Source organism: Porphyromonas levii (assembly GCF_018206105.1).
Lineage (GTDB): Bacteria > Bacteroidota > Bacteroidia > Bacteroidales > Porphyromonadaceae > Porphyromonas_A > Porphyromonas_A levii.
This window is the reverse complement of record NZ_JADRGN010000013.1, coordinates 1-24,267: the sequence shown is the minus strand read 5'-3', so window position 1 is coordinate 24,267 and position 24,267 is coordinate 1. Positions and strand designations below refer to the sequence as shown.

Here is a 24,267-nt window from a genome sequence, read left to right as displayed (position 1 = left end):
TCTTTGTAGTCTATGAAGGAGTTTGAACTAGTTTCTAAATTTGCACCGATGGGCGATCAGCCCGAGGCGATCAAGCAGCTCGTGGAGGGTATCCGTTTTGGGCAGCACAAGCAGACCCTATTGGGCGTGACAGGGTCGGGCAAGACTTTTACTGTGGCAAATGTGGTGAAGGAGTTAGGGATGCCTACGCTGGTACTGAGCCATAATAAGACGCTCGCAGCTCAGCTCTATGGAGAGTTTAAGACCTTCTTCCCCCATAATGCAGTAGAGTACTTTGTCAGTTACTACGACTACTACCAGCCCGAAGCCTATCTCCCTAGCAATGATATGTATATCGAGAAGGATATGTCTATCAATGACGAGATAGAGAAGCTGCGCCTCAAGACCACCGCCTCTCTCCTTTCGGGGCGCAAGGATGTCATTGTCGTTGCCAGTGTGAGCTGTATCTATGGTATGGCGAACCCCCATGACTACGCTTCTCAGCGTATCGATATCAGTGTGGGGGAGGAGATAGAGCGCGATGAATTTCTTCGGAAACTAGTCAACGCCCACTACATACATGATAGAGCGGAGTTTAAGCCTGGTACCTTTCGTAATCAGGGAGATACCCTCGATATATTCCCTGCCGTGGAGGGCTATGAGGGGATGGCATACCGAATAGAGTTCTGGGGCGATGAGGTGGAACGCATAAGCTGTGTCAACCCTCTAGATATGACGGAGATGAGTGCCCTCGATGAGGTGCAGATCTATCCTGCCAATTTATTTGTGACCACCAAGGAGCAGACGGAGCGGGCCATACAGATGATAAAGGCGGACTTGGAGCTGCAGGTAGAGCTCTTCCACAAGATGGGACGCTCCGAGGAGGCAACAAGGCTGTACGAAAGGGTGACCAACGATGTGACGATGCTCCAAGAGCTAGGGTATTGTAATGGTATTGAGAACTACTCTCGCTACTTCGATGGGCGTGCTGCAGGCGAAAGACCCTATTGCCTACTCGACTACTTCCCTAAAGACTTCTTGCTCGTAATAGACGAGAGCCACGTGACTATCCCTCAAGTGAGGGGTATGTACGAGGGGGATAAGTTTAGAAAAACCAACCTCGTAGACTATGGCTTCCGTCTTCCTGCCGCTATAGATAATAGACCACTGAAGTTCCCCGAGTTTCAGGCGCTTACGGATCGTACCATCTATGTGAGTGCTACTCCTGCCGATTTCGAACTAGAGGAGAGTGGCGGCATGATTGTAGAGCAGATTATTCGCCCTACAGGTCTACCCGACCCTATCATAGAGGTGCGCCCCGAGAAGAATCAGATTGACGACCTCGTGCATGAGATACACCTGCGTATAGAGCGGGGGGAGCGTACGTTGGTGACCACGCTCACTAAGCGCATGGCGGAGGAGCTTTCGGAGCACCTCGCAGAGCAGGGTATTCGTACGGAATATATCCATAGCGAGGTGGTCACCATCCGAAGGGTGGAGATTATGGAGGGACTTAGGAGGGGCGACTTTGATGTGCTGGTGGGCGTCAATCTGCTTCGTGAAGGATTGGATCTTCCCGAGGTGTCTCTCGTGGCGATACTAGACGCAGATAAGGAGGGCTTCCTACGTAATCATAGGTCGCTAACCCAGACGGCCGGACGAGCTGCACGTAATGTGAATGGTATGGTGATTATGTATGCCAATAGAATCACCCCAAGTATGCAGCTGACTATAGATGAGACCGCTCGCAGGCGAGAGAAACAGCTTGCCTATAATAAGCTACATGGAATAGTGCCCAAGCAGATCATAAAGAAGAGTGCTTCTATCCTAGAGCTAACCGGACCAAGTAAGGGTGGAACCTTTGAGCCTAAGGAGGTGCGTCAGTATCGGGTAGAGACCGATAGGCAGCGCGCTGCGGAGAAGGGTTTCGAGTACCTTTCTAAGGAAACACTGGCTGAGAAGATAACATCTACACGTGAGGCTATGGAGGCAGCTGCCAAGGCGCTCGACTTTGTCTCTGCCGCTCAGTATAGAGATCAGCTCTTCGAACTACAGGCTATGCTTGGCGATGAGACCCAAGTGACGGAGCAAGAAGCTCGGGCACGGAAGAAGAAAGACGCCGTAGCGCATCAGCGTACAGCACATGAGCGTAATAAGTCTAAGAAGTAGCGCTAGTCCTACAAGGGGAAAAAAGAAAAAGGAGCGACGAGATGGATAGTAGACCATCTTGCCGCTCCTTTTATTATTGAATCTTTTTGAAAAGTTCATCACTAGTGATTACCTTTTCGATCATACCATACGAGGTATAATACACTTTGTTGGATCCACGGGAAGCCAATTCCCTTAGGCTTCTTTGCTTCTGGCTCTCTCCCTCCAGTCCTATGGGGGTAATAGGAGCATTGCTACCGTCGATCTTAGAGTAGAAGTCGGCATCCTTATCATCACCATCAATACAGATGGAATAAATAGGAGTATTGGCACTGCGAAGTTCAGGGTTATTGATTACCCATGTATTGGCCATTCTAGAGGTCGCATCTTCAACCGACCATACCACCAGCACCGCCTTTGGCTCGCTTGCTAAAGAACCGCCGATGTCCGTCCCTTCCACTACAATGCTTGGTATCTGCTCTCCAGGATTAAACCCCTTGTCGGGAGTCGTTGTGGAGCTCTTGCCCGAAAGTAAGAGCACGGGTAGCAGACCAAACAACATAGTCTTTAGTCTCATAAATATCTATTTAAGTACCACTTTACTCGTCGCCTAATACCCTTGATAGAGCACCGTACGGCAGCGAGTCCTCCGAGTTTCGGAGCATGGTGACACTCCTCTGAGTGTCATCGAAACGGAGCAAAGATACTAATAAATTGCGAAATAGGGACTTTCCCTATCTTGCTTCTCCAGAAGCGTTCTATCCAAATATTGTCTTTGCAACGACCTTTTCCATCCATACTTATCCTTATTCCCTTTTCCTCTAATAGCTCTACCCACTTCTTGCTCGTATACTGTACGCCTTGGTCTGAGTTGATAATCTCGGGGCATCCATATCGCTCTACACACTCCTTCACAAGGTCGGTGCAGTTATTAGCTGAAAGCGTATTGGAGAGTTTCCAACCCACCACAAAACGACTATAAACATCTATAACTGCAGAGAGGTACATAAACCCTTTCTCTATAAGGATATAAGAAATATCTGTCGACCATACCTGATTGGGGCGCTCTACCTTAAGTCCCCTAAGTAGGTAGGGATGTACGAGCTTGCTACAGTACCGTTACTGAGGCTCTTCTGTGGGTAAATTACCAGTATGTCCATCTTACGCATAAGTCGCCTTACACGCTTCTCATTTACTGAGTAGCCTCTCAGTCTCAGCATATCACGCATATGTACAACTCCTGAGGTGGGATGCTCCGTGTGGTACTCATCAATGATACGCATCACCTCAAGGTTCTCCTCACTTTCTCCCTTAGGTTGGTAGTACAAGCTTGAACGGGTAAGCTTCATGTACTTACAGAAACGATTTCGGCTTAAGCCTGCGGGGCGCTGACGCTCCATCTCAATTATCTCACTTTGAGTCCTGCATCCTCGCAGGCAGTCGCAAAAAAAATCGCAGTCTATTGTAAGCTGTCCTACCTTCTGTAATAGTCGCTTATTCTCACTCTCTATCTTCTTAAGTTCTTTGGTGCTATCAGAAGGCTTTTCAAAAGCCTGTGCTGCTTTCTCCTCAAGTTCTCGCATCCATTCTGTAATCTTGCTCGGGCTCACTTCGTATCGCTTCGCTAAACTCTGGATCGTCTCATCGCCCCTCAAGCCGGCTAAAGAAACTTGTATAGTACTCCCCATTTATAGACAACGGGCTAGTGTTTTTTTCTTTCACTGTTACAAACGTACACATTTTTCTTTCTTTTTACATAGTTATTGGTTATTGTTATACAGCTACTACTATTCCATATTCCATGGCAGGGTATAATACTCCCCAAAAAACTAGACAACTCAAAAAGTGCTAGATTTGAGAGTTGAGATGGAACTAATTGTCATTTGCGGAATCTAGGTACAGAAAAATAAATTTATTCCTGGAGATAAATTTGCCTACTTTGGCGGTTCATGTTGCTGGATAGCGCTAGGCAATATTTGCTGTAGCGCTACTTGGGGCGTTACTTGTGGTGGCTTGGGCTGAAGTTAGGCGATATGGTGATGAAGAGCTCGAAGTTGCGCCCTGGCATGGGATAGCTCATGACGGTCTGATAGTCGGCATTAAATAAGTTCTTCACCGCTAGTTTGAGCCCTAGGTCTAGAGCTCGTGTAGAGAATAGTTTCTCTATCGAGACATCGTGCATGTGGTAGGGGGCAACTGTATATAGCTTACTTGGGCTATTGCTTGTAGAGGTGAAGCGCTCGCTGTAGTAGGCGTACTTGTAGGTGAAGCGCCATGAGGTGTAAGTGCCTGTCGCAATCAGCGATGCTGAGTGGCGAGGGATATAGACGAGCTGTTTGCCGATGGACCTATCGTTGTTGAATATGGATGGTCCCTGATTAATCGAAGGGGTCCAAGAGTAGTTGACCTGTAGGTCTATCTGTGCCTTGGGACTAATGCGATAAGCTCCCTGCAGAGCACTTTCGATACCATAGGCGTGTACGTTGTTGTAATTAATAGGTGTCCAAATAGCACTACTACCTCCTGCAGGAAGCCACACAATCCAATCGTGTACTCTGGAGTCGAACCAATTTAGAGAGCCAGAGACTTTCCAGTCCTTCTTCCCTATGGCATAGGTGAGCCCGATATCGTAAGTAAGTCCTTTCTCGGGGCGAAGGTTGGGATTGCCCCCAGGGATATAGAAGAGGTCATTGAGGGTTGGTTCGTGATAATTACGGCTTACCGAAGCTACCAGCGCTAGGTTGGCAGGCTTGTAGATGAGGTAATCCACGAAGAGCGCAGGGATAAGTGGCGTGGAGCGATTGCCATACACCTCGAACCTAAGTGCAGGAGAGATGCCGAGACGGTCGGTAGGGGTATACTTGGCAGATAGGTAGAGGCTCGCCTCTACTCGCTTGTGTAGGAGTCCTTTGGATAGGTCGGGGTCGCCCGTAGCATGTACCTTGCCTGCCGTGCGTGCCTGCTGTAGCGCTATCTTGGCTGAGCCATTAAGCATGAGCTTAGGGCTTGCAAACCACTGGGCTTTGCTCTCGGCAAAGGTATTGTGCAATAGGCTACGGGTCTGGTAAAAGTAGGAGACAGGCCCGTCTATCACTGCCCTGGAGCCATTATCGTAAGAGATATAAGAGGTACTATGCCCTAGTCGGTTCTCCAGTGACCATTGCGCTCCGATATAATTATGGGTCAATACGCCACGTAGGCTCTGTTCTCTATTCTCATTGACCCTAAGGGCGGGATTGCCATAGTCTACCGACAATAGTGGTAGTTGCCTATAGCTACTTGTGCCCCATAGGGAAAGCCCTATCCGGTGGGCGGGATTAGGCTGGTAGGCTAGCTCTTGAAGTAGGTGGAAATCTCGGAAGGCACCATTGCTATTCCGCTCGCGAGGGTGGTACGAACTCAGGATATTCCCCTCTTCGTCCTTGATATCAGCCCACTCATCTTTATTGGTGTAGATGAAGTCGTTGCGGCTAGAGGCGGCTACGAGACGGGTGCTGCTCTGCCACTGCTCGCCACTGTACGTGTAGCGCAGGTACTCATCGAAGGTTTTGTAGGAGCCAATGCCCTGTGTGTAGGTGAGTAGATGCCCGTGAGGGAGCTTAGAGAGGTCGGTATTAAGCACCACGGCACCACCTAGTCCGCCACCCCCTTGGCTGATAGAGCTAGAGCCGTGCAGGAGTGCGGCATTATCGACAAAGTAGCTCGGTATAAGGCTGAAGTCGGTAAATCCAAGCGTAGGTGAATTGAGTGCCACCCCATTCCAGTCTACGCGGGTATGGCTGGCAGCTGTACCACGAAAGGAGACGGTGCTGAGTGCCCCACGCCCTTGTTCTTTTACGAATATACCGCTTCCGTAGGTGAGGACGTCTCCCAGAGAGAGCGCAATATTATCGTGGAGTACGAGTGGCGCTATCTTGCTCTGCATCACACCTATTTGGCTGAGCGGTCTTCGGCTGACTACCTCTAGCTCCGAGAGGTTGTACTGCTGTTGTATCAATAAAGTATCACGCTCCTCTGCACTTGTGGGAAGTGCGAGGAACGCGATACTAAATATGGCTAGCAAGAGCCTCATTGGGATTAATTATTTCTTGACGTAAAATACGAAGTCGATGGGCAGTACCCCCACTGAGAAGCTATCGAGCTTCTGACCATCTGCGGAGTACCTATATACTGTGCCCTCTTGTTTGTTGTCCTTACTGTCTCCGATGTAAAGGTCGCCATTTGGTGCTACAGCCAGAGAATAGGTATTACAATTAGATGGCATATTGATGAAAGGTGTAGCCGGAATCTCTTTGTCTGTAATGCTCATCTTGAAGATGTGTGGTGCATTGAAGAAGTAGAAAGCATCCTTAGCGAAATTCATCCTGAGGTGCGAAGTCGCAGGATACATAAGATCCTTAAACTTCGTAATCCCCCCACCAACCTGATGTGCGGCATAGTTGACCTTGGAGTCAATCGTCCAGATGGTAGGGTTCTTACCCACCCAAGACTGACCTTCACAGAGTACCCATACCTTACCATTCTTATCCATGTCCATGCTCTTGGGTTGTAGACCTACCTCAATCTCCTTGACCACTTTGTCCTGAGTCGTATCGATAAGTAGTACCTTGCTATTGTTGCTCCAGCAGCTCACGAGTACGTGCTTGTCGTCTACTTTTAGCCACTCCTCCGTACTGAGGTCGAACTTCCCAGCACCGTGAATAGCAGACTGATAAGTAGTGATTTTTCCGGTTGTCTCCATCGTCCGGGGATTGAAGATTGTGATATCGCCCGAACCCAAGTGAGACACGTACGCTTTGTCGGAACTTACGAAGTAGATGTACCGCGGGCTCTCAATCTCGAGCTGACCGGTACGCTTCATCGTCTTAGGGTTTAGCCTATAGATGACATTAGAGTTGCCAACCACTATGTACAAGTCGTTGCCAAAGAAGGATCCGCTTTGTGCTGTATCGCCGAGCTTAATACCATTCGTCTTGTTGAAAACTTCTCTTATAAGCCTCTTCCTGTCTGGCGCATACGCATCTATAGATGCATTAGCTTTGCCCTTACCGCCTGAATTAATGACATACACAGTCGGAGGCTCAAGATTTATCGGCTCTGGTGTTGGTCGGTCATTGCTAGGAGTGCAGCTGGTAGCAAGCGCGAAGAGCATCAGAGACAAAGCTCCGATGCGGAGTGCTAGATTGTCGAAATACTTGTTCATGCCTTTCTTTTCTTTTGTCGTTGTACTAAACTTTATCACTCGCTTGGGGCGCAACACCTACAAAGAGAAAGAAAGACAGCTACGACTGCCTTGGAATGACGGCACCTCCACACCCGGAAGGCGTCATCGGCTCTCTGTGCAAGCGCATTGCACCAAATTGAAGGGGAGGTCTCCCGGCTTAGCTCTTCTCTACTATTGCCTTCCCAAGCACCTTTTCGGCTCAGTGGCTTATAATAGCACGATACCCTAATCTATAGGGGAAGCATCACGGTAGCGGGTACTGCTTTGGACTTGTGCACCAAATTCCCTTACCCCATCTCTTGTATTGGCAAAGGTAATATATTTTCTGGAACTTCCCAATTTACTTTAAGATTATTGAATGAATGTGTATTTGCGCAATGCAAATTTCCCTCCTACAGAGCTTTAGAAAGGACTCTATAGGAGGGGAATTGGTGCCTGAAAAGAGGCGATTACCATTGGCGATTACTTCTCTTCGCCGATAAATGCTTCTACTACATTGACAGCGTAGTCGCCTATTCGCTCGTATTCGTCGATGATATCGAGGTAGTAGACTGAGTCTTGGTATGGATAAGCATTGACCTGCAGATCCTTTAGGTTCTCAGTAACTAGGAACTTATACTTGATGTTGAGTGCTTTCTCTAGGTCTTGAGATATAAGTAGCATGTCCTGAGCATTATCTTCATTGTCCTCTAGTACGCCTTTCATGTGATTGAGGATATTCTCGAGCATTTCATGAAGTACGCCTAGGTGTGCGGCAATGATTGGGTTCTCCTTGATGCCATCATCGAGCTTACGTCGGAGGATGCGGGCTATCTCGAAGCAGGAGTCCCCGATGCTCTCTATCTCGCTAGCTATACGGAGGTACTTCTGAACCTTGTGGCGTGACTCTCCACTCAGGTCTCCTCGGGATAGCTCTGTCAGATACTGCACGATTTCTATCTCCACTCGGTCGCAGATGCGCTCATACTTATCGATGCGGGTAAAGACGAGTTCAAACTGATCTCGCTCTTGGATATTGCTCAGCTCGCGAACCATTCGGAGCATGCCTAGTCCCTTATCGGCGAAGGAGACAATCTCCTTATTCACCTGAAGCAAGGATAGCTCACTTGTGGAGAGCATACGTGTAGAAAGGTACTGTAGGTGGGAATACTCCTTTTTCTCGGCAGCCTTCTTGGAAGGGTGGATAACCTTATTGCATATCTTCACGATGACTGGCACAAACCAGATCATCACTAGAGTATTGGAGATGTTGAACATCGTGTGGAAGAGCGACAACCCTATACTGATGGCGCCTGCAGAGCTACGTATGGTGGCTTGCAAACGACTCAGCTCGGGATCGAAAATAGGGTCTTTGCCCGTTATCATGGCTACGTCGCCAGGCTGGAACCGAGCATTGAGGTCGGCAATCATAGGGAATAGGTTGCGAGGGTCATAGCCATCTATTCTCTCTACAATACCTGAAACGAGGTTGATAGCTGGGAAGAAAAGGAAGAGTACCCATACCACACCGAAGACATTGAATAGGGTGTGTGAGAGTGCGGCACGCTTAGCATTGTAATTGGCACTAAGGGCAGCGAGGTTGGCGGTAATAGTAGTACCGATATTCTCTCCTAAGATCATCGCTGCGCCCATCTCGAAGGGGATCCATCCTTGGCTACACATCACGAGGGTGATAGCGACTGTGGCGCTTGAGCTCTGCACTATGAAGGTGAGGATAGTACCGATAAGAAGGAAGATGAGTACCGATCCGAAGCCTAGGTTGGTATAGGTCTGGAGAAATGAGAGCGCCTCGGGGTTGTTCTGAAGGTCGGGCATAGATTCCTTGAGGAACTGAAGCCCCAGGAATAGGAGCGAGAAGCCGAGCATGAAGTCGCCCCACGAGTTCATCCTAGCTTTCTTGGAGAAGATAAATGGTATCGCTACGGCAATGAGGGGAATGGCAAAGGCACTGACGTCTACCTTGAAACCTAAGAGTGAGATAATCCAAGCAGTAGCGGTGGTGCCTATATTGGCTCCCATAATGACGCTGACCCCCTGGGCTAGCGTAAGTAGGCTGGCATTGACAAAGCTCACGGCCATGAGCGTAGTCGCTGAGGATGATTGTATCAGTGCGGTGATAAGAATACCCGTAAATACACCGAATACACGATTGGAGGTCATTGCAGAGAGAATACTCTTCATGCGGTCGCCAGCCACCTTTTGTAGCCCTTCGCTCATTATCTTCATTCCGTAGAGGAAGATGCCGAGCGAGCCAATGAGGTGGATAAAGTCAAGAATACCGTAATCCATTTCTTACTATTGTTTCCCTAAACATAATTACTCCGCAAATTTAGCTAAATCGTAATGGAGTAGCAAAGGAAAAGTCTTAAATATGTTCATAAAATAGGGTCTGACAAGGCAAATGCCTTATCAGACCCTCTTGTAATAGCGCTATTACGGTTTACTTCCTATTGATTGCGGCGATGCCTGGAAGTACTTTGCCCTCAATGGCTTCGAGGAGGGCACCTCCGCCTGTAGATACGTAGCTCATCTGATCGGCAAGACCAAACTTATTGACAGCCGCTACAGAGTCACCACCACCTACGAGAGAGTAGGCGCCCTTAGCGGTAGTCTCGGCAATTACCTTAGCCATTGCCTCTGAGCCCTTGGCGAAAGTGTCGAACTCAAATACACCGAATGGGCCATTCCACAGGATGGTCTTGGAGTCGCGAATAACGGCAGCGAACTTCTCCTGTGTCTTAGGGCCGATGTCCAGACCTTCCCAACCATCAGGGATGTTGTTGCTATCTGCAACTTGGGTATTGGCGTCGTTGGAGAAGTCGTCTCCAATTACAGAGTCTACGCCAAGTACTAGGTTTACACCCTTCTCCTTAGCCTTACGCTCTATCTCTAGCGCGAGGTCGAGCTTGTCGTCCTCACAGATAGAGTTGCCGATCTTACCCCCACGAGCCTTCATAAAGGTATACACCATGCCTCCGGTGAGGATTAGGTTGTCTACCTTATTCATTAGATTCTCGATAATCTCGATCTTACTGGAGACTTTGCTACCACCCATGATAGCGGTGAATGGGCGCTCTACCTTGTCCATCACGCGCTCTACTGCAGCTACTTCCTTACCCATAAGGAAGCCGAACATCTTGTGGTCGGCATCAAAATGGTCTGCGATAAGCGCTGTAGATGCATGTGCACGGTGTGCAGTACCAAAGGCGTCATTGACATAAACGTCTGCCATATTGGCTAGGCGCTCAGTGAATGCAGGCTGCCCTGCCTTGCCATTGCCCTTACCCTCCTCTTCGGCGTGGAAACGGAGGTTCTCTAGGAGTTGCACCTCGCCATCCTTTAGCTCGTTGGCCATCTGGAGTGCTTCGTCGCTCACGCAATCGTCGGCAAACTTAACGGGCGTACCCAATAGCTCCTCTAGGTGTGGACGGATGTAGTCGAGAGAGAACTGCTTATCTACCCCCTTGGGTCTACCCATGTGGCTGCCGATGATAAGGCGACCGCCGTCCTTCTGAATCTTCTGAAGTGTTGGCAGTGCCGCACGCATGCGGGTATCGTCGGTAATCTTCTTATTCTCATCCATGGGCACATTGAAGTCTACGCGTACAAAGACGCGCTTGCCCCTAAAGTCAAAATTCTCGATATTAGCCATCGTAATTGAATCTTATATTGTTTGAAGTATTTATTCTACCTAATCACCACGCAAATATACTTATTATTTTAGTGATAATACGAATAGTGACCAACGTATAGGATGATACCTACGTTGGTCACTATTCACATTCTATTATTCTCTTGCTGCTCTTGTGCTTAGAGTAGGAATATAATCATAAGCTGTGCTGCGAGTACCCTCAGGAACATCGTAAGCGGATATACCGTAGCATAGCTTACGGCAGAAGCCTCGTTGTCCGATAGGCTATTGGCATAGGCTAGGGCAGGAGGGTCGGTAGTAGCACCTGCCATCATTCCTACTATCTGTAGGTAGTTGAGCTTTAGGATAAATCGACCTATGAAACCTACTACCAGTAGAGGAATCATCGTAATCAAGAGACCATACCCTACCCAAGCCAAACCGCCCTGGTTCACTATCGTATCGATAAATCCGTTACCTGCGTTGATGCCGACACAGGCGAGGAAGATACTGATACCCATTTCACGAAGGATAAGGTTGGCACTCGTGGTGGTATAAGATACGAGGTGTACTTTGTATCCGAAGCGTGCTATGAAGATGGCGACAATAAGTGGACCGCCTGCCAAACCTAGTTTCACAGGCTGAGGAATGCCAGGGAACATAATAGGGATAGATCCAAACATGATACCGAGTACAATACCCAAGAAGATGGTAAAGAGATTGGGCTCATCGAGACGCTTCACGGAATTACCAAAAATAGGGATGACATTCTCTATGGCAGCGTCGCTACCCACTACATTGAGGCGGTCGCCGTACTGAAGGATGAAGTTGGGCGATGCCACAATTTCCACACCAGCTCTGTAGATACGCGTTACATTTACCGCATAGAGTGCCCTCAGGTTGAGGCTCTTCAGGCTCTTACCATTGACCTCTTTCCTAGTGACTACCACCTTTCTTGCAATGTACTTGGAGTCCTCAGGAATCCAGCGCTTACGATCTATGTGTAGCTCTCTACCCACGGTCATGACTAGCGCCTCGATATTGGGCTGCTCCGTGATAACAAATATCCTATCTCCTTCCTCTAGTACCGTGCTCGTCACTGCTATCTGAATCTCATCGGTAGCCTTTTTCCATATCCTAGAAACCACGAAGTGGCGCCCGCGGAGTAGCTCTGTGAGTGATTCTACATTGCATCCGAATAAGGATGGGTTTTGGACTTCTAGCGAAAGAGGAATCGCTGAGAGCTCTTCTTCGGCACGTTCAGCCTGTAGCTGGTGCTCCTCTTTGCTGATGTTTACTCTCGCGATAGCTCTGATCAGCACCATGGAGAGGATGATGCCTACTACGCCAAGAGGGTAGGCAACTGCGTAGCCCATACCGATAGAGGGGTCTGAGTTGCCTGTGATATCATTGAATGCTTGCTGTGCAGCTCCAAGACCAGGGGTATTCGTGATAGCGCCACTCATGATGCCTACCATCGTCTGTACGGGTACGCCAGAGAGGAAGTAGATGACTACAGTCACTACCACGGCAAGTAATACATTGAGGGTGGCTAGGAGGTTGAGGGTTCGACCTCCCTTCATAAAATTGCTGAAGAAGCTAGGCCCTACCTGCAAACCGATGGCAAAGACAAATAGGATAAGTCCGAACTCTTGGAAGAAGTGGAGTATCCCAGCGTCCACCTTCATCCCGAGCTCTCCATAAAGTATACCGGCGAAGAGAATAAAGGTAGCACCGAGTGAGATTCCGAAGATCTTCACTCGCCCAAGTATTAACCCCGTCATAATTGTAAGCGCCATTACCAAAAGAGAGTGTGCTACGCCACCTCCAAAGAAAAGCTGCTGCAACCAAACCATAGATCGTTGATGAAATTATTTGTTTTTGATGACATTTAGCACAAAGGTACCCAATATCTAGAATATGCCCTAAGGTTGTCCCTGAAAGCAAGATAGGGTGTCGTGTCATTATTTATGTAAAGGATATGGATAGAATATCGTATATTTGCAAAACTGGTGATTTTACAGTATTATTATTTAGGAGGAAGCCGAAAATCCAATAATAGAGTAGGTAAGAGATATGATGAAGAAAATGATGTTGGCTTTCGTAGCCACTATGACGATGTTTGCATTTACAGCATGTACCGCTACTCCAGAGGGCGCAGTGGACAAGGTGGTAAAGGCATCTATGAAGGTAGAGAAGATCGCTGAGGAGAAGGGGGATCAGGCAGACTTCGATAAGGCTGTTGACGAGTATAAGAAAGCGGTCGAGGGATTGAAGAAGTTCGATGAGAAGGAATATACCGTAGAGCAAATGGAGGAAATCGCAAAGAGTGGTCTTAGGGTAGCTAAGGCAGGTGTACAGCAAGCCCTTCCATTCTAAACTCTTCGGTGGACACCCTCGGGGAGGAGGCAATTGGTGCGGTTATCGATAGCTATTACGGCTAGCGATAACCGCACTATCCATAGCACGCATTGTGGCTCGCGCAAGTAGCAAAATTTATTCCTAGGAATAAATTTATTTTTCTCTAGGAATAAAAATATTTATCTGTACAAATAAATTTATTTATCTCTAGGAATAAATTTGCCCCCTCGCCGTCTCCGAAATAGCTGCTCGCTATCGCAGGGTTTTCAGACCTATAATAAAGGTTGATTATCAAGGTAATAGCTTAGGTGTAGCGGCACCACAATGCCTCGAAATGATATAGGATAGCGGTAGACTTAGTTCGATATATCGGGAGTTTTTGGGTACATTTGTAAGAATTAAATTACTAAACTAGGGGACAGCAGATATGCAAGACGTGGTGATGAACTTTAGGGGGAAGGCTTACAACTTAACGGAGGAGCCGATGATTGTCGGTATCCTAAACCATACTCCAGACTCTTTCTACTCGGGCAGTAGGATAGCCGGTGAGCGCGCTATACACGAGCGTATAGAGGAGATTATACAGGAGGGGGGCACCATGGTAGACGTAGGGGGCTATAGTAGTAGACCTGATGCGGCTGAGGTGACACCCGAGGAGGAGTGGCGCCGTGTGAGTGGCGTACTGGAGATACTGCAGAAAGACTACCCGGATATCCCTGTGAGCGTGGACACCTTTGTAGCTGAGGTGGCACGCAAGTCGGTAGAAATCGGTGGGGCTGACGTCATCAACGATGTTTCGGGCGGGCTTATCGACCCTGAAATGCTACGAACCATCGCTGAGCTAAATGTACCTTATATACTGATGCATATGCGTGGTACGCCCAAGACGATGCAAAGCCTTTGCGAGTACAAAGGGAATGTAGCTGATGGGGTAATAGAAGAGCTATTGGTTACGATAGAGAAGCTGAGGGAGCTGGGTGTGCGCAAGGAGAATATCATACTGGATCCGGGCTTTGGCTTCAGCAAGACCACGGAGCAAAACTACGAACTGATGAGAGACCTCGGGAAGTTTAGGGCTCTAGACTATCCTCTGTATGTAGGGATTAGTAGAAAGAGTATGATCTACCGCTATTTCGGTACCACTCCTGCCGATGCGCTCAATGGCACCACGGTGCTGAACACTTTTGCGCTACTCGAAGGAGCTCACTTCCTCCGTGTGCATGATGTACGTGAGGCATGGGAGGCAATGAAGATGGTAAAACTACTGAAGAAGAAGTAATAAACAATGAACCGTGATGTGCTCTCCTGCCCTAAAGAGAGGGGAGCCAATCACTATCCTGAGGAAGCATGGACTGGCTGGTATTTTCGTTTAAGGACCTTTTGGATATCCTACTAGTAGGGCTACTACTCTACTACGTGTACGATGTGCTGAGGAAGAGTGGTAGTGGCACGCTCTTCGGTGGTATCATCGCACTTATCGTAATATGGGTAGTCACATCGCAACTCCTGAGGATGCGCCTATTGGGGGGTATCCTAGACGCTCTATTCAGTGTGGGTATCGTGGTGATTGTCATTATCTTCCAAGACGATATCAAGCGGTTCCTAAATGTACTGGGTAGTACTCAGAGGTGGCGTTTCTTCCGGAAGCTATTCAGGACGGACAAGGATGCCTCTATAAGCCGAGGGCAGAGCTTTATCGGAATGATCTCTTTTGCCTGTGCCAATATGGCGAGGAAAAAGACTGGAGCGCTCATAGTGATTGAGCAAGAGACGAGTTTGGAGCAATACATCCACACGGGCGAGATTATCAATGCCAAGGTCAACTCTCGCTTGATGGAGAATATATTCTTCAAGAATGCTCCTTTGCACGATGGCGCTATGATTATCCGAGACTACACGATTGTAGCTGCTGCATGTATTTTGCCAGTAGCGCAGGGGCAAGAGCTTCCCAAGGAGATGGGGCTTAGGCACCGCTCGGGGCTAGGGATGTCGCAAGCAACGGATGCCAAGGTAATCATTATTAGCGAGGAGAGAGGTGAGATATCTATTGCCTATCGTGGCGAGATGATTGCCAATGTGGATACAGACCAGTTGCAGCAATTTCTCAGTCCCAGCTTCATAGACCTGAGTAAGATAGGTACAATAATCACCAAGACGGGAAGGGGATAAGCGATGAGTCGTTGGGGTATCATAATATGCGGGCTTGTGCTCCTATTTTGTTGGCAACACACCTTTGCCCAGACCCCTAACGATGAGCGCCAACCAATCATGATGCCTGTGCTCACGGTCATAGGCGACAAAGCTAAGTACCAAGAGGATAATCCTGCTGTAGCACTCATAGAGAGGGTTTCAGAGCTTGAGCGTCAACGGCGCAAGTACCAGAGCAACCACAGCTACCAGCAAGTAGATCAACTATCGCTCTCGCTGGCGGGTATGGATAAGTGGGAGACGGTTCTCTCGAAGGTAGCACCTTTCTTCGGGCAATACTTGAGCTACTCCAAGATGGATGGCTCAGCTGTGTTGCCTCTCTCAAAGAGGGTGAAGGTGACCCTCAAGGGCTATAACGCCAAACAGGGTAAGACCAATGAGGCTGTGGTCTATAGCAACCTAATGGGTATTGATCAAAACTTCAATGATGGCACCAATACGATAAGGCTAGAGGAGCTTCTGCCCGAGCTGGACCTCTTCGACCCTAAGGTGAGGATGCTACAGACGGAGTTCCCTACACCTCTAGGCGCTAAGGCGAGGCAGAACTATCGTTTCTACCTAACCGATACCATTATTGCGCATGGCAAGATAGCGCAGATCGTAGAATTTATCCCAAGAAATCCACATGCCCCGAGCTTTACAGGACGGCTACAGATAGCCTCTGGAGAGGAGCCTCATCTACTACAGGCGGTATTGGTATTCCCCAAGATGACCAATGTCAACTTCGTGGAACAGCTACAGGTACAGCAGTGGTACGGAGAGCAAAATGGGCATTGGCACTTGGTAGAAGAGCGTTTGACTGCAGATATGAAGCTATTCCTAAAGATGTTCTCAGCCTATGTGGAGCACAATAGGAAGTACAGTGATTACGAGTACGAGCAACCGGATAGTACACTCGTCTACGCCTTGAAACAGTACCAAGACCTCACTAATGATGAGCGGTCTCAGTTGCTGATGTCCCAACTTAAGGCGAAGAAACTGATTGCTACCGATGAGGGCTTGCGCCACTTTATGGATGAGTTTAGGAAGCTATCGTGGCAACGCTTTGTGCTAGAGGTAGCGGATATGATAGGGCTTAACTATCTACGTACGGGGTGGGACTATAGCAAGGTGTATGGTGGAAGCCACTTCGATATTGGTCCTATCGATGAGATGGTGTATTACAATGGAGTGGAGGGACTCAGGCTCACGCTCGGGGGGAGAACCACAGGCTTCTTCTCTCGGATGCACTTTATAGAAGGCTATGCAGCGTATGGCTTTAGAGATGAGCGGTGGAAGTATGGTATCACCTATACCCACTCCTTCCACCCGAAGCGTTACTTCAAAGAAGAGTACCCTAGGCACGAGATTTCGCTTAACCATAAGTATGACCTCAATGTACCAGGGCAGGTGATTGAGAATACCGATCGCACCAATATCCTCTACGATGTGGGGGTCTCTTACCTCGCCTCTCGGTCGTATAGGAAGACCTACTCTATACGGTACCTTAATGATTTCAGCCCAGACCTATCACTCAATGTGTATGCCAACTACTTCCAAGATAAACCTCAGGGTAATCTGGAGTATGTGAGGATTAATGGGGATGGTTCGATACAGAAGCTGTCGGAGATACGGGACGCCGTGGTGGGTGTAGAGCTTCGGTGGTCGCCAAGTGAGAGGATATTTGAGGGCTCTATGCAGAGGTACCACCACGACTCTAGGATACAGCGAGAAGTGCCTGTGTATAGGCTTAAGCACGAATGGGCTTCAAAGCAATTTGGAGGCGACTATAATAGGCAGCGCACGGAGCTGAGTATGGAACAAAGACTATGGATGGGGAAGTGGGGAAGGTTGGACTACCAGCTCAGCATAGGTAAGATATGGAGCGCTGTGCCTTACCCTATCCTCTATACGCCACCAACTAATAGCGATATATTGCATAGGAATAATTCGTTTAACCTCCTCAACCCTCTAGAGTTTGTGGCTGATGAATGGGGAACTGCCTTTCTTGAGTATCACATGAGAGGGTTGGTATTTGACCGCATCCCATGGGTAAAGCATCTGGGACTAAGGGGTGTGTTGACTGCCAACATGATGTACGGCAATCTGACCAAGAAGAATAGGCAAGAGGGAGGTGAGGAGCTGTTCTTGCTCCCGACCCACTCGCAGGAGATGAGTAAGGACTTCTATGGAGAGGTAGGGTTCGGTCTGGAGAATATTTTCAGGGCACTTAGGGTGGATGTCTATAGAAGATTAACCCCACTTACCTCTTTTTCAAGAGGTCAGTGGGGTGTAAAACTAGGGTTTAGCCTTAACTTCTAGTGGAGGTGCTTCGGCTGCTGCTTCGGCTACCGATGCCCTGGGTGCTAATTCCGAAGGAGGCGCTTCTGCCTGAGGTTGTTGTCCATCAGCCGGCTGTGAAGTATTGACATTGGGCTTAGGGGTAGTGCGGAAGATATCTAAGAAACTAGTAGGACGCCCTTCGGGAAACCACACGAATCCAGGGTAGAAGAGCTGACTATGATCCAATAAGATTATAGGAGTCATGGTACCTACGGTACGGTCGAGTAGTTTGATAAGCGATATCTCTTCTTTCTCGAACTGCATCAGGATAGCACTACTCTGCGACTTGATATGCTCGGTTGGTACACTATCTTGGTTTAGACTGTAGTAGATGACCTCAGCGTTACCCCGAGTCCATACAGAGTCAAGCTTGTTATCGGAGAAGTAGGCGAGGACTTCTCGCCCACGCATCTGATTGTAGTGCTCTTTATCATCTACCTTATTGGACAGGTAGGCATTTTCGCGGATATGGGCATAGTCTACAGCACCATTCTTAATATAGATAGAGAGACTATCACCCGTTACCTGAGACTTGCCACTCCATACAAATGGATGCCCTACCCAGTGCATCACTGAATCGGCAGAATAATAGAGGATAGAATCCGATACCGCTTGCATATCTTCACGATAGAGACGCGCATTCCCTCGTCCCTTAATCAGGTTAGAGACGCTATCGACCTTAATCATCTCTAATATGTGAGCATGGACGTATAGAGTGTCTTCGCCAGAATACTCAGCCATATACGCACTGTCGGTAGCATAGCCATAAGATGTCTCTTCGTGGTATTCGGCATAATTGCCCCTGAGCGCTACCTGATCAGCGGTATCCTTCATATTGATGTGCCCATATATTTCCGCCCTTTGCGCACCACGGTCATAGAAGATAGAGTCTCCCGTCATCCAGCGAGTGCCCGACTCTATTACGGGGCGATTCATAAGGTAGGCAAGATCATTGGCAGTATCATAAGTGCCTCGCGAGGTGAGTATTACCCCGCTATCGCCTACAATACGAGAAGGGCTTGTGATATTGGCTAGCTTACTCTCGGTATCGTAATGGAGGATATCGGTATAGAGCTTGAAGTTGGGGTTATCCAGTACTACCTCGTTCTGGAATACCGCTTTCTTCGTTTTGGTATCGTACTCTCCGTAGATGGAGCTCAGGACATTTAGCGTATCGGTGATAGAGCCCGAATCGAAGTAGTACCCTAGTCCAGAGACTCTATCATAATCGAGGCTATCGGTGTATAGGGTATTGTCGCCATGCTTCATCACTACGAACTCCCTCAGTCGGGATACCATGGTGGTGCCGTCGTAGTCGATATAGTTGCAGGTAATCTCCAAAGAGTCGCCCTGTACGATACGGACATTGTTGTAGCCTTCAAACCTATTCTGCTCTTGGAATAGCTTAGCGCTATCACAGTACATATAGGCGTTGTTGTGCCGGAGCACGACATTACCCACAAGCAATTGCGCTTGGCTATCGATAGCTTGGTCGAACCTCCATACGTCTACATTCTCTATGAAGATACGCTCCTTGCCATTGGCACTTTTCTTAGTAGCGGTATCCACGGCAAAGGGGTTGGCTACAGAGGTAACCAACCCTTTGCTATTCATAGCACGAGTAACGAAGATGGTGAATAGTAGTCCTAAGACTACTCCGCCAACCACCCGGGGTACTGAAACTTGCATTGGCGATACTCAGGACTAATACTTACGTAAGTGGTCTTCTGTTTCTTCTGTATCCACTCATTGAGTGTGTCGTTCTGCTTCTTCTGGAGCACGATGTTTTTGATAATCTGATAGTCATCCACAACATTGGCTCGGTGACCTGGCGCACGGCGCTTTAGTAGCACAAGTGCCACTACAGTATTCTTATTCTTGTCCAACATGGTGAATGGCTGTGACACCTCGCCTTCCTGCAGCTTGGCAATCTGAGCAGAGACTTCCTGTGGAAGGTCCTCCATCGTAAAGCGCGAAGTACCGTAGTACTGGCTCTGTTCATTGGTATTGACCATCTGTCCATTACCTAGGCGGGTGTCCTCATCGTAAGAGTACATACGGGCAGCGACATCGAAAGGCAGGCTATCCACACTTATGAGATGAGCGATAGAGTCCATTCTACTGGTAGTAGCTATAAGGTCGTCATTAGCCACCTTAGGTCGAAGCATGATATGGCGGACATTAACTTGGTCGCCACGCTTATCTATCAATTGCATGATATGATAGCCCTTTGCCGTCTTCACGATACGCGACACTTTGTCCTTATTCTGCAAACCAAAGGCAACATTGGCAAACTCTGGCTCTAGTTCCGAGCGGCCAACAAAGCCAATCTCACCGCCCTTAAGTGCGGTATTGCTATCTTCCGAGTAGATACGCGCAAGTGTCTCGAACGACATCTCACCCTTATTTACCTTCTCGGTATACTCGATGAGTTGCTGCTTCACACGATCCACCTCGCTCAGAGGCACATTAGGCAGCTGGGTCACTATCTGTACCTCCACTGTCTGTGGCATAAAGGGCAGGCTATCCTTATTCACCGTGTCATAGAAACGGTTGACCTCCGATGGCGCCACCTGGATATCCCCCACCAGCTTCTGCCTCATCTGCATCACTACAGACTCCTCCGACACCACCTTCCGACGGTCGGCACGTATCTGCGCCATATTGAGCCCCAGATACTCCTCTACCTTCTCACGGCTACCGAGTTCATTAGTCACCATCTCTATCCATTGGTTCACCGCCTGGTTCACCATCGCTTCATTAGGATAGATACTATCTATCTGAGCTTGGTTCAGAAATAGCTTCTGTATCGCCATCTGCTCGGGAATAAGGCAACGTGCATCCCCTTCGAAGTGCTGCCCCATAGACTCGTAGTACAGCCTCTGACGCTCAATATCGGAGAGTAAGATCGCCTCATCGCCCACAATCCACGCCACCTCGTCGATGACGCCCGAGCGGTTCTTTGTCTGTGCCGACGCCTCTGGCGAACCTAGCCCGAGGAGTATCGCCACAGCGATTATCCCTAGTATTAGTTTATTCTTCATATCCTTCTATGCATTACTTATTCTTCTCCTTTGCCCAAGTATCGCGCAGACCTACAGTCTGATTAAATACGAGCTTATCCTTAGTCGAATCTTTGTCGCAAGCGAAATAGCCCTTACGTACAAATTGGAAGTGATCCTCAGGCTGCGCATCCCTTAGCCACTCCTCGGCATAAGCCGTTGGGATAATCACCTCACTATTGGGATTGAGGAGGTCTGCCAAGTCCTCAGCATCTGCCGATGCAGGGTCTTCCGCCATAAATAGGCGGTCATACATCCTCAGCTCCACTGGTAGCGCATGCTCAGTGCTCACCCAGTGGATGGTTCCCTTCACCTTACGATTGGCATTGACCATACCGGTCTTGCTCTCCATATCACAGGTAGCATATACCTCTACTACATTGCCCTCCTCATCCTTCTTGCATCCTGTGCACTGGATGATATAGGCACCACGCAGACGCACCTCCTGCCCAGGGGTAAGGCGGAAGTACTTCTTAGGAGCATCCTCCATAAAGTCCTCACGCTCTATCCATAGCTCACGGGTAAAGGCAATCTCGTGCTTCTCCACCGCCTCAGCTTCAGGATTATTCACTACCGACATCATCTCCACCTGTCCCTCGGGATAATTGGTAATCACGAGCTTCACGGGATCCATCACCACTGCTGCTCGGTTCGATACCTTATTGAGATCCTCCCTAGCAGCACTTTCTAGCATAGCCATATCTATCGTACCATCGTACTTGGTATAGCCAATCATATCTACGAAGTTGCGGATACTCCTAGGGGTATAACCTCTACGACGCAACCCTACCAGCGTAGGCATACGAGGGTCGTCCCATCCATGTACCAGACCTCTCCTCACCAGTTCCATAAGCTTGCGCTTACTCATCATAGTGTAGGTGAGATTGAGGCGGTTGAACTCATACTGATGAGGTCTATATTCATCCGCCTTGAGAAGCTCTACAAAATAATCATACAACGGACGGTGCACCACAAACTCCAGCGTACAGATAGAGTGTGTAACCCCCTCGAAGTAATCGCTCTGACCATGGGCGAAGTCATACATAGGGTATACACTCCAGTCCCTGCCCGTACGGTGGTGAGGGTGGTGAATAATTCGATAGATAATAGGATCGCGGAAGTGCATATTGGAGTGCCCCATATCTATCTTGGCACGCAATACCATAGCGCCCTCAGCAATCTCGCCATGGCGCATCTTCTCGAATAGCTCTAAGCTCTCACTTATCGGACGATTGCGGTAAGGGCTATCCTCACCTGGCTGAGTAGGAGTACCCTTCTGCGCTGCTATCTGCTCCGAACTCTGCTCATCGACATAGGCACGACCCTCCTTTATCAGGCGTACAGCGAAGTCATAAAGCTGCTGGAAGTAGTCCGAAGCATAATATACACTACCCCACTCAAATCCCAACCACTTGATATCCGCCTCTATTGCATCGACATACTCCGTATCCTCCTTCACAGGATTGGTATCGTCAAAACGGAGATTACAGACACCGTTGTACTTCTGAGCGATACCAAAGTCTATACAAACCGCCTTGGCGTGCCCGATATGCAAGTATCCGTTAGGTTCGGGTGGGAAGCGAGTCTGAATACGCCCATCATTTAAGCCATTGCGTAGATCCTCCTCCACTATCTGCTCTATAAAATTAAGTGACTTCTCTTGTGCCACTTCACCGACACCCTTTACTTCCTTCTCCATATATATACTTTACAATTTGCTGATAAAGACGAAGTTCTTCAATACCTCGTCTCCTGAATTTTCAATCTCTGTACCTTTCCCTTCCCACCATATATTACCGCCATTCACGAATAGCACATGATCGCCAATATTAGCCACCGAGTTCATGTCATGCGTATTCACAATCGTCGTTATCATACCCTCCCGAGTAATCTCCTTAAGCAATTGGTCGATGAGCTTCGAGGTCTCAGGATCTAGTCCACTCGAAGGCTCGTCACAAAATAGGTACTTAGGCCCAAGGGCAATAGCACGCGCAATAGCTACCCTCTTCTTCATACCTCCGCTTATCTCCCCAGGATACTTGTAGCGAGCGTCATAGAGCTGCACCCGCCTTAGGCACTCTTTGGCTCTATCTAGCCTCATCCCCCGCTTCATCTTGGAAAACATATCGAGCGGATAGAGCACATTCTCAAAGACATTCATGCTATCAAAGAGCGCTGAGTTCTGAAAGAGCATGCCCACCTCTTGCCTCAGCTTACGGGTCTCCCGTGGCGACATCTGGTGTAGGTCCCTACCATCATAGAGCACCTCGCCACTTGTAGGGGTCTCGAGCCCCACCACGCACTTCATCAATACCGTTTTCCCTACACCCGACTTGCCAATGATAAGAGAGCACTCCCCAGGCTTGAAGGTCGTATTCACCCCCTTCAGCACCTCTTTTTCCCCGAAACTCTTATGCAGATTATGTACCTCTATCATACCTATACGAGCATTAATTGGGTGAGTACTAAGTCTACTACTAGGATAGCCGCATTGCTCATCACCACCGCCTGAGTGCTCGCACGCCCTACCTCTAGCGCTCCACCTTTCACGAAGTAGCCGAAATAGGAAGCCAGAGAGGATATGAAGAAGACATATACCACACTCTTTACGATAGAGTAAAACACATTGTAGGGCTTAAATGTGAGCTGCAATCCTGCCTCGAACTCACTGATAGGGATATTGGGCGATACAAGACAAGCGAGATAGCCACCCCCTATCCCCACCATGATACTTATCAATACGAGGATGGGCACAAAGAGCATCATCCCCACAATCTTGGGGAGGATCACATAGTTCGCAGCATTTACCCCCATGATATCCATGGCATCTAGCTGTTCCGTGATACGCATTGTGCCTATCTGGCTAGCGATACTACTTCCACATTTGCCGGCAAGTATCATGCACATAATCGTACTCGAGAATTCTAGAATCACGATCTCACGAGCGGCATAACCTATAGTAAACTTTGGAATCAAAGGGTGGCTCATATTGATACCTAACTGCATCGTCAGTACGGCACCGATAAAAAAGGAGACAAGAAATACAATCCAGATAGAGCCAACCCCTTGGACATAAATCTCACGCACAAGCTCCCGAGAGAACATACGCATACGCTGGGGACGCTTAAATACCTCCCCGAGCAACGCCACATACTTTCCTATGCTTTCGAGTACTGCACCCATCTATCTCCTACATTATTATATAATATCCACAAAGATACAAATTTAGCTACAAGTAGCAAGAGGGCGCCCACTAGCTCTTCTAGCGCTCCAACAATGCCCCTCGCCCTTCCATAAAACGCTAGTTGCCATCGGACACAAATTGTCTCGCC

17 protein-coding genes, 1 pseudogene and 1 riboswitch are annotated in these 24,267 nt (G+C 48.5%); of the genes and pseudogenes, 5 read left to right on the top strand and 13 right to left on the bottom strand.

The annotated features are described in order from the left end of the window. Nucleotides 1-12: 12 nt before the first annotated feature. Nucleotides 13-2,148, top strand: coding sequence for an excinuclease ABC subunit UvrB (gene uvrB, locus IX315_RS04300; RefSeq protein WP_211837211.1), 2,136 nt, complete (start codon nt 13-15; stop codon nt 2,146-2,148). Between the two features lie 73 nt (nt 2,149-2,221). Here the strand turns inward: uvrB and IX315_RS04295 are convergent, their stop codons facing one another. The 8 genes and pseudogenes from IX315_RS04295 to IX315_RS04260 form a co-directional block, all read right to left on the bottom strand. After that, nucleotides 2,222-2,704 carry a hypothetical protein gene (locus IX315_RS04295; RefSeq protein ID WP_018358092.1) on the bottom strand — a complete coding sequence of 161 codons (483 nt, stop codon included), beginning with the start codon at nt 2,702-2,704 and terminating at the stop codon, nt 2,222-2,224. 107 nt (nt 2,705-2,811) lie between these two features. Next, nucleotides 2,812-3,183 (bottom strand): annotated as a pseudogene (locus tag IX315_RS04290) (transposase); the annotation flags it as partial. Nucleotides 3,184-3,194: 11 nt separating this feature from the next. Next, nucleotides 3,195-3,815 (bottom strand): IS3 family transposase, encoded by a 621-nt coding sequence (locus IX315_RS04285; protein WP_211837210.1) that lies wholly within the window; start codon nt 3,813-3,815, stop codon nt 3,195-3,197. 311 nt (nt 3,816-4,126) lie between these two features. After that, nucleotides 4,127-6,199 carry a TonB-dependent receptor gene (locus IX315_RS04280; protein WP_134849598.1) on the bottom strand — a complete coding sequence of 691 codons (2,073 nt, stop codon included), beginning with the start codon at nt 6,197-6,199 and terminating at the stop codon, nt 4,127-4,129. A gap of 9 nt (nt 6,200-6,208) precedes the next feature. After that, a complete protein-coding gene (locus tag IX315_RS04275; protein WP_211835938.1) occupies nt 6,209-7,330 on the bottom strand; it encodes a DUF5074 domain-containing protein in 1,122 nt (373 codons plus the stop codon). Between the two features lie 146 nt (nt 7,331-7,476). Then, a riboswitch (cobalamin riboswitch) is annotated at nt 7,477-7,662 on the bottom strand. A 151-nt stretch (nt 7,663-7,813) separates the two neighbouring features. Beyond that, nucleotides 7,814-9,640, bottom strand: coding sequence for a Na/Pi cotransporter family protein (locus tag IX315_RS04270; protein ID WP_211638783.1), 1,827 nt, complete (start codon nt 9,638-9,640; stop codon nt 7,814-7,816). A gap of 151 nt (nt 9,641-9,791) precedes the next feature. Beyond that, nucleotides 9,792-11,003 (bottom strand): phosphoglycerate kinase, encoded by a 1,212-nt coding sequence (locus IX315_RS04265; protein ID WP_211837209.1) that lies wholly within the window; start codon nt 11,001-11,003, stop codon nt 9,792-9,794. 158 nt (nt 11,004-11,161) lie between these two features. Further along, a complete protein-coding gene (locus IX315_RS04260; RefSeq protein ID WP_018359146.1) occupies nt 11,162-12,838 on the bottom strand; it encodes a putative transporter in 1,677 nt (558 codons plus the stop codon). 220 nt (nt 12,839-13,058) lie between these two features. On the opposite strand from IX315_RS04260, the gene IX315_RS04255 reads away from it, so the two are divergent. The 4 genes from IX315_RS04255 (at nt 13,059) to IX315_RS04240 (ending at nt 17,852) form a co-directional block, all read left to right on the top strand. Continuing rightward, entirely contained in the window at nt 13,059-13,361 is a 303-nt protein-coding gene (locus IX315_RS04255) for a hypothetical protein (protein WP_033408805.1), read from the top strand. 409 nt (nt 13,362-13,770) lie between these two features. Beyond that, on the top strand, nt 13,771-14,622 hold the full coding sequence (gene folP / locus IX315_RS04250) for a dihydropteroate synthase (protein ID WP_211638787.1): 852 nt from the start codon (nt 13,771-13,773) through the stop codon (nt 14,620-14,622). Nucleotides 14,623-14,690: 68 nt separating this feature from the next. Continuing rightward, on the top strand, nt 14,691-15,512 hold the full coding sequence (cdaA, locus tag IX315_RS04245) for a diadenylate cyclase CdaA (protein ID WP_211638788.1): 822 nt from the start codon (nt 14,691-14,693) through the stop codon (nt 15,510-15,512). Nucleotides 15,513-15,515: 3 nt separating this feature from the next. Beyond that, entirely contained in the window at nt 15,516-17,852 is a 2,337-nt protein-coding gene (locus IX315_RS04240; protein ID WP_211837208.1) for a DUF5686 family protein, read from the top strand. On the opposite strand, the gene IX315_RS04235 is transcribed toward IX315_RS04240, so the two are convergent. From IX315_RS04235 to IX315_RS04215, 5 genes are read right to left on the bottom strand one after another with little or no spacing between them, the layout of a single operon-like run. Beyond that, a complete protein-coding gene (locus IX315_RS04235) occupies nt 17,829-19,562 on the bottom strand; it encodes an OstA-like protein (protein WP_244973086.1) in 1,734 nt (577 codons plus the stop codon). The two genes, IX315_RS04240 and IX315_RS04235, sit on opposite strands and share 24 nt — an antisense overlap. Then, entirely contained in the window at nt 19,526-20,917 is a 1,392-nt protein-coding gene (locus IX315_RS04230; RefSeq protein WP_018358024.1) for a peptidylprolyl isomerase, read from the bottom strand. The genes IX315_RS04235 and IX315_RS04230 overlap by 37 nt, the downstream gene beginning before the upstream one ends. 13 nt (nt 20,918-20,930) lie before the next feature. After that, complete coding sequence (locus IX315_RS04225; protein WP_018358023.1) at nt 20,931-22,634, bottom strand: glutamine--tRNA ligase/YqeY domain fusion protein; 1,704 nt, start codon at nt 22,632-22,634, stop codon at nt 20,931-20,933. A 9-nt stretch (nt 22,635-22,643) separates the two neighbouring features. Further along, the gene (locus tag IX315_RS04220; RefSeq protein ID WP_134849589.1) at nt 22,644-23,372 is read right to left on the bottom strand and encodes an ABC transporter ATP-binding protein; all 729 of its coding nucleotides are present in this window, start codon (nt 23,370-23,372) and stop codon (nt 22,644-22,646) included. Between the two features lie 2 nt (nt 23,373-23,374). After that, nucleotides 23,375-24,118 carry an MlaE family ABC transporter permease gene (locus IX315_RS04215; protein WP_018358021.1) on the bottom strand — a complete coding sequence of 248 codons (744 nt, stop codon included), beginning with the start codon at nt 24,116-24,118 and terminating at the stop codon, nt 23,375-23,377. Nucleotides 24,119-24,267 lie beyond the last annotated feature (149 nt).

What these genes read in the sequence shown, in the direction of transcription:
- uvrB (WP_211837211.1), top strand. Translation starts at nt 13, where the DNA reads ATGAAGGAGTTTGAACTAGTTTCTAAATTTGCACCGATGGGCGATCAG.
- IX315_RS04295 (WP_018358092.1), bottom strand. Translation starts at nt 2,704, where the DNA reads ATGAGACTAAAGACTATGTTGTTTGGTCTGCTACCCGTGCTCTTACTT.
- IX315_RS04285 (WP_211837210.1), bottom strand. Translation starts at nt 3,815, where the DNA reads ATGGGGAGTACTATACAAGTTTCTTTAGCCGGCTTGAGGGGCGATGAG.
- IX315_RS04280 (WP_134849598.1), bottom strand. Translation starts at nt 6,199, where the DNA reads ATGAGGCTCTTGCTAGCCATATTTAGTATCGCGTTCCTCGCACTTCCC.
- IX315_RS04275 (WP_211835938.1), bottom strand. Translation starts at nt 7,330, where the DNA reads ATGAACAAGTATTTCGACAATCTAGCACTCCGCATCGGAGCTTTGTCT.
- IX315_RS04270 (WP_211638783.1), bottom strand. Translation starts at nt 9,640, where the DNA reads ATGGATTACGGTATTCTTGACTTTATCCACCTCATTGGCTCGCTCGGC.
- IX315_RS04265 (WP_211837209.1), bottom strand. Translation starts at nt 11,003, where the DNA reads ATGGCTAATATCGAGAATTTTGACTTTAGGGGCAAGCGCGTCTTTGTA.
- IX315_RS04260 (WP_018359146.1), bottom strand. Translation starts at nt 12,838, where the DNA reads ATGGTTTGGTTGCAGCAGCTTTTCTTTGGAGGTGGCGTAGCACACTCT.
- IX315_RS04255 (WP_033408805.1), top strand. Translation starts at nt 13,059, where the DNA reads ATGATGAAGAAAATGATGTTGGCTTTCGTAGCCACTATGACGATGTTT.
- folP (WP_211638787.1), top strand. Translation starts at nt 13,771, where the DNA reads ATGCAAGACGTGGTGATGAACTTTAGGGGGAAGGCTTACAACTTAACG.
- cdaA (WP_211638788.1), top strand. Translation starts at nt 14,691, where the DNA reads ATGGACTGGCTGGTATTTTCGTTTAAGGACCTTTTGGATATCCTACTA.
- IX315_RS04240 (WP_211837208.1), top strand. Translation starts at nt 15,516, where the DNA reads ATGAGTCGTTGGGGTATCATAATATGCGGGCTTGTGCTCCTATTTTGT.
- IX315_RS04235 (WP_244973086.1), bottom strand. Translation starts at nt 19,562, where the DNA reads ATGCAAGTTTCAGTACCCCGGGTGGTTGGCGGAGTAGTCTTAGGACTA.
- IX315_RS04230 (WP_018358024.1), bottom strand. Translation starts at nt 20,917, where the DNA reads ATGAAGAATAAACTAATACTAGGGATAATCGCTGTGGCGATACTCCTC.
- IX315_RS04225 (WP_018358023.1), bottom strand. Translation starts at nt 22,634, where the DNA reads ATGGAGAAGGAAGTAAAGGGTGTCGGTGAAGTGGCACAAGAGAAGTCA.
- IX315_RS04220 (WP_134849589.1), bottom strand. Translation starts at nt 23,372, where the DNA reads ATGATAGAGGTACATAATCTGCATAAGAGTTTCGGGGAAAAAGAGGTG.
- IX315_RS04215 (WP_018358021.1), bottom strand. Translation starts at nt 24,118, where the DNA reads ATGGGTGCAGTACTCGAAAGCATAGGAAAGTATGTGGCGTTGCTCGGG.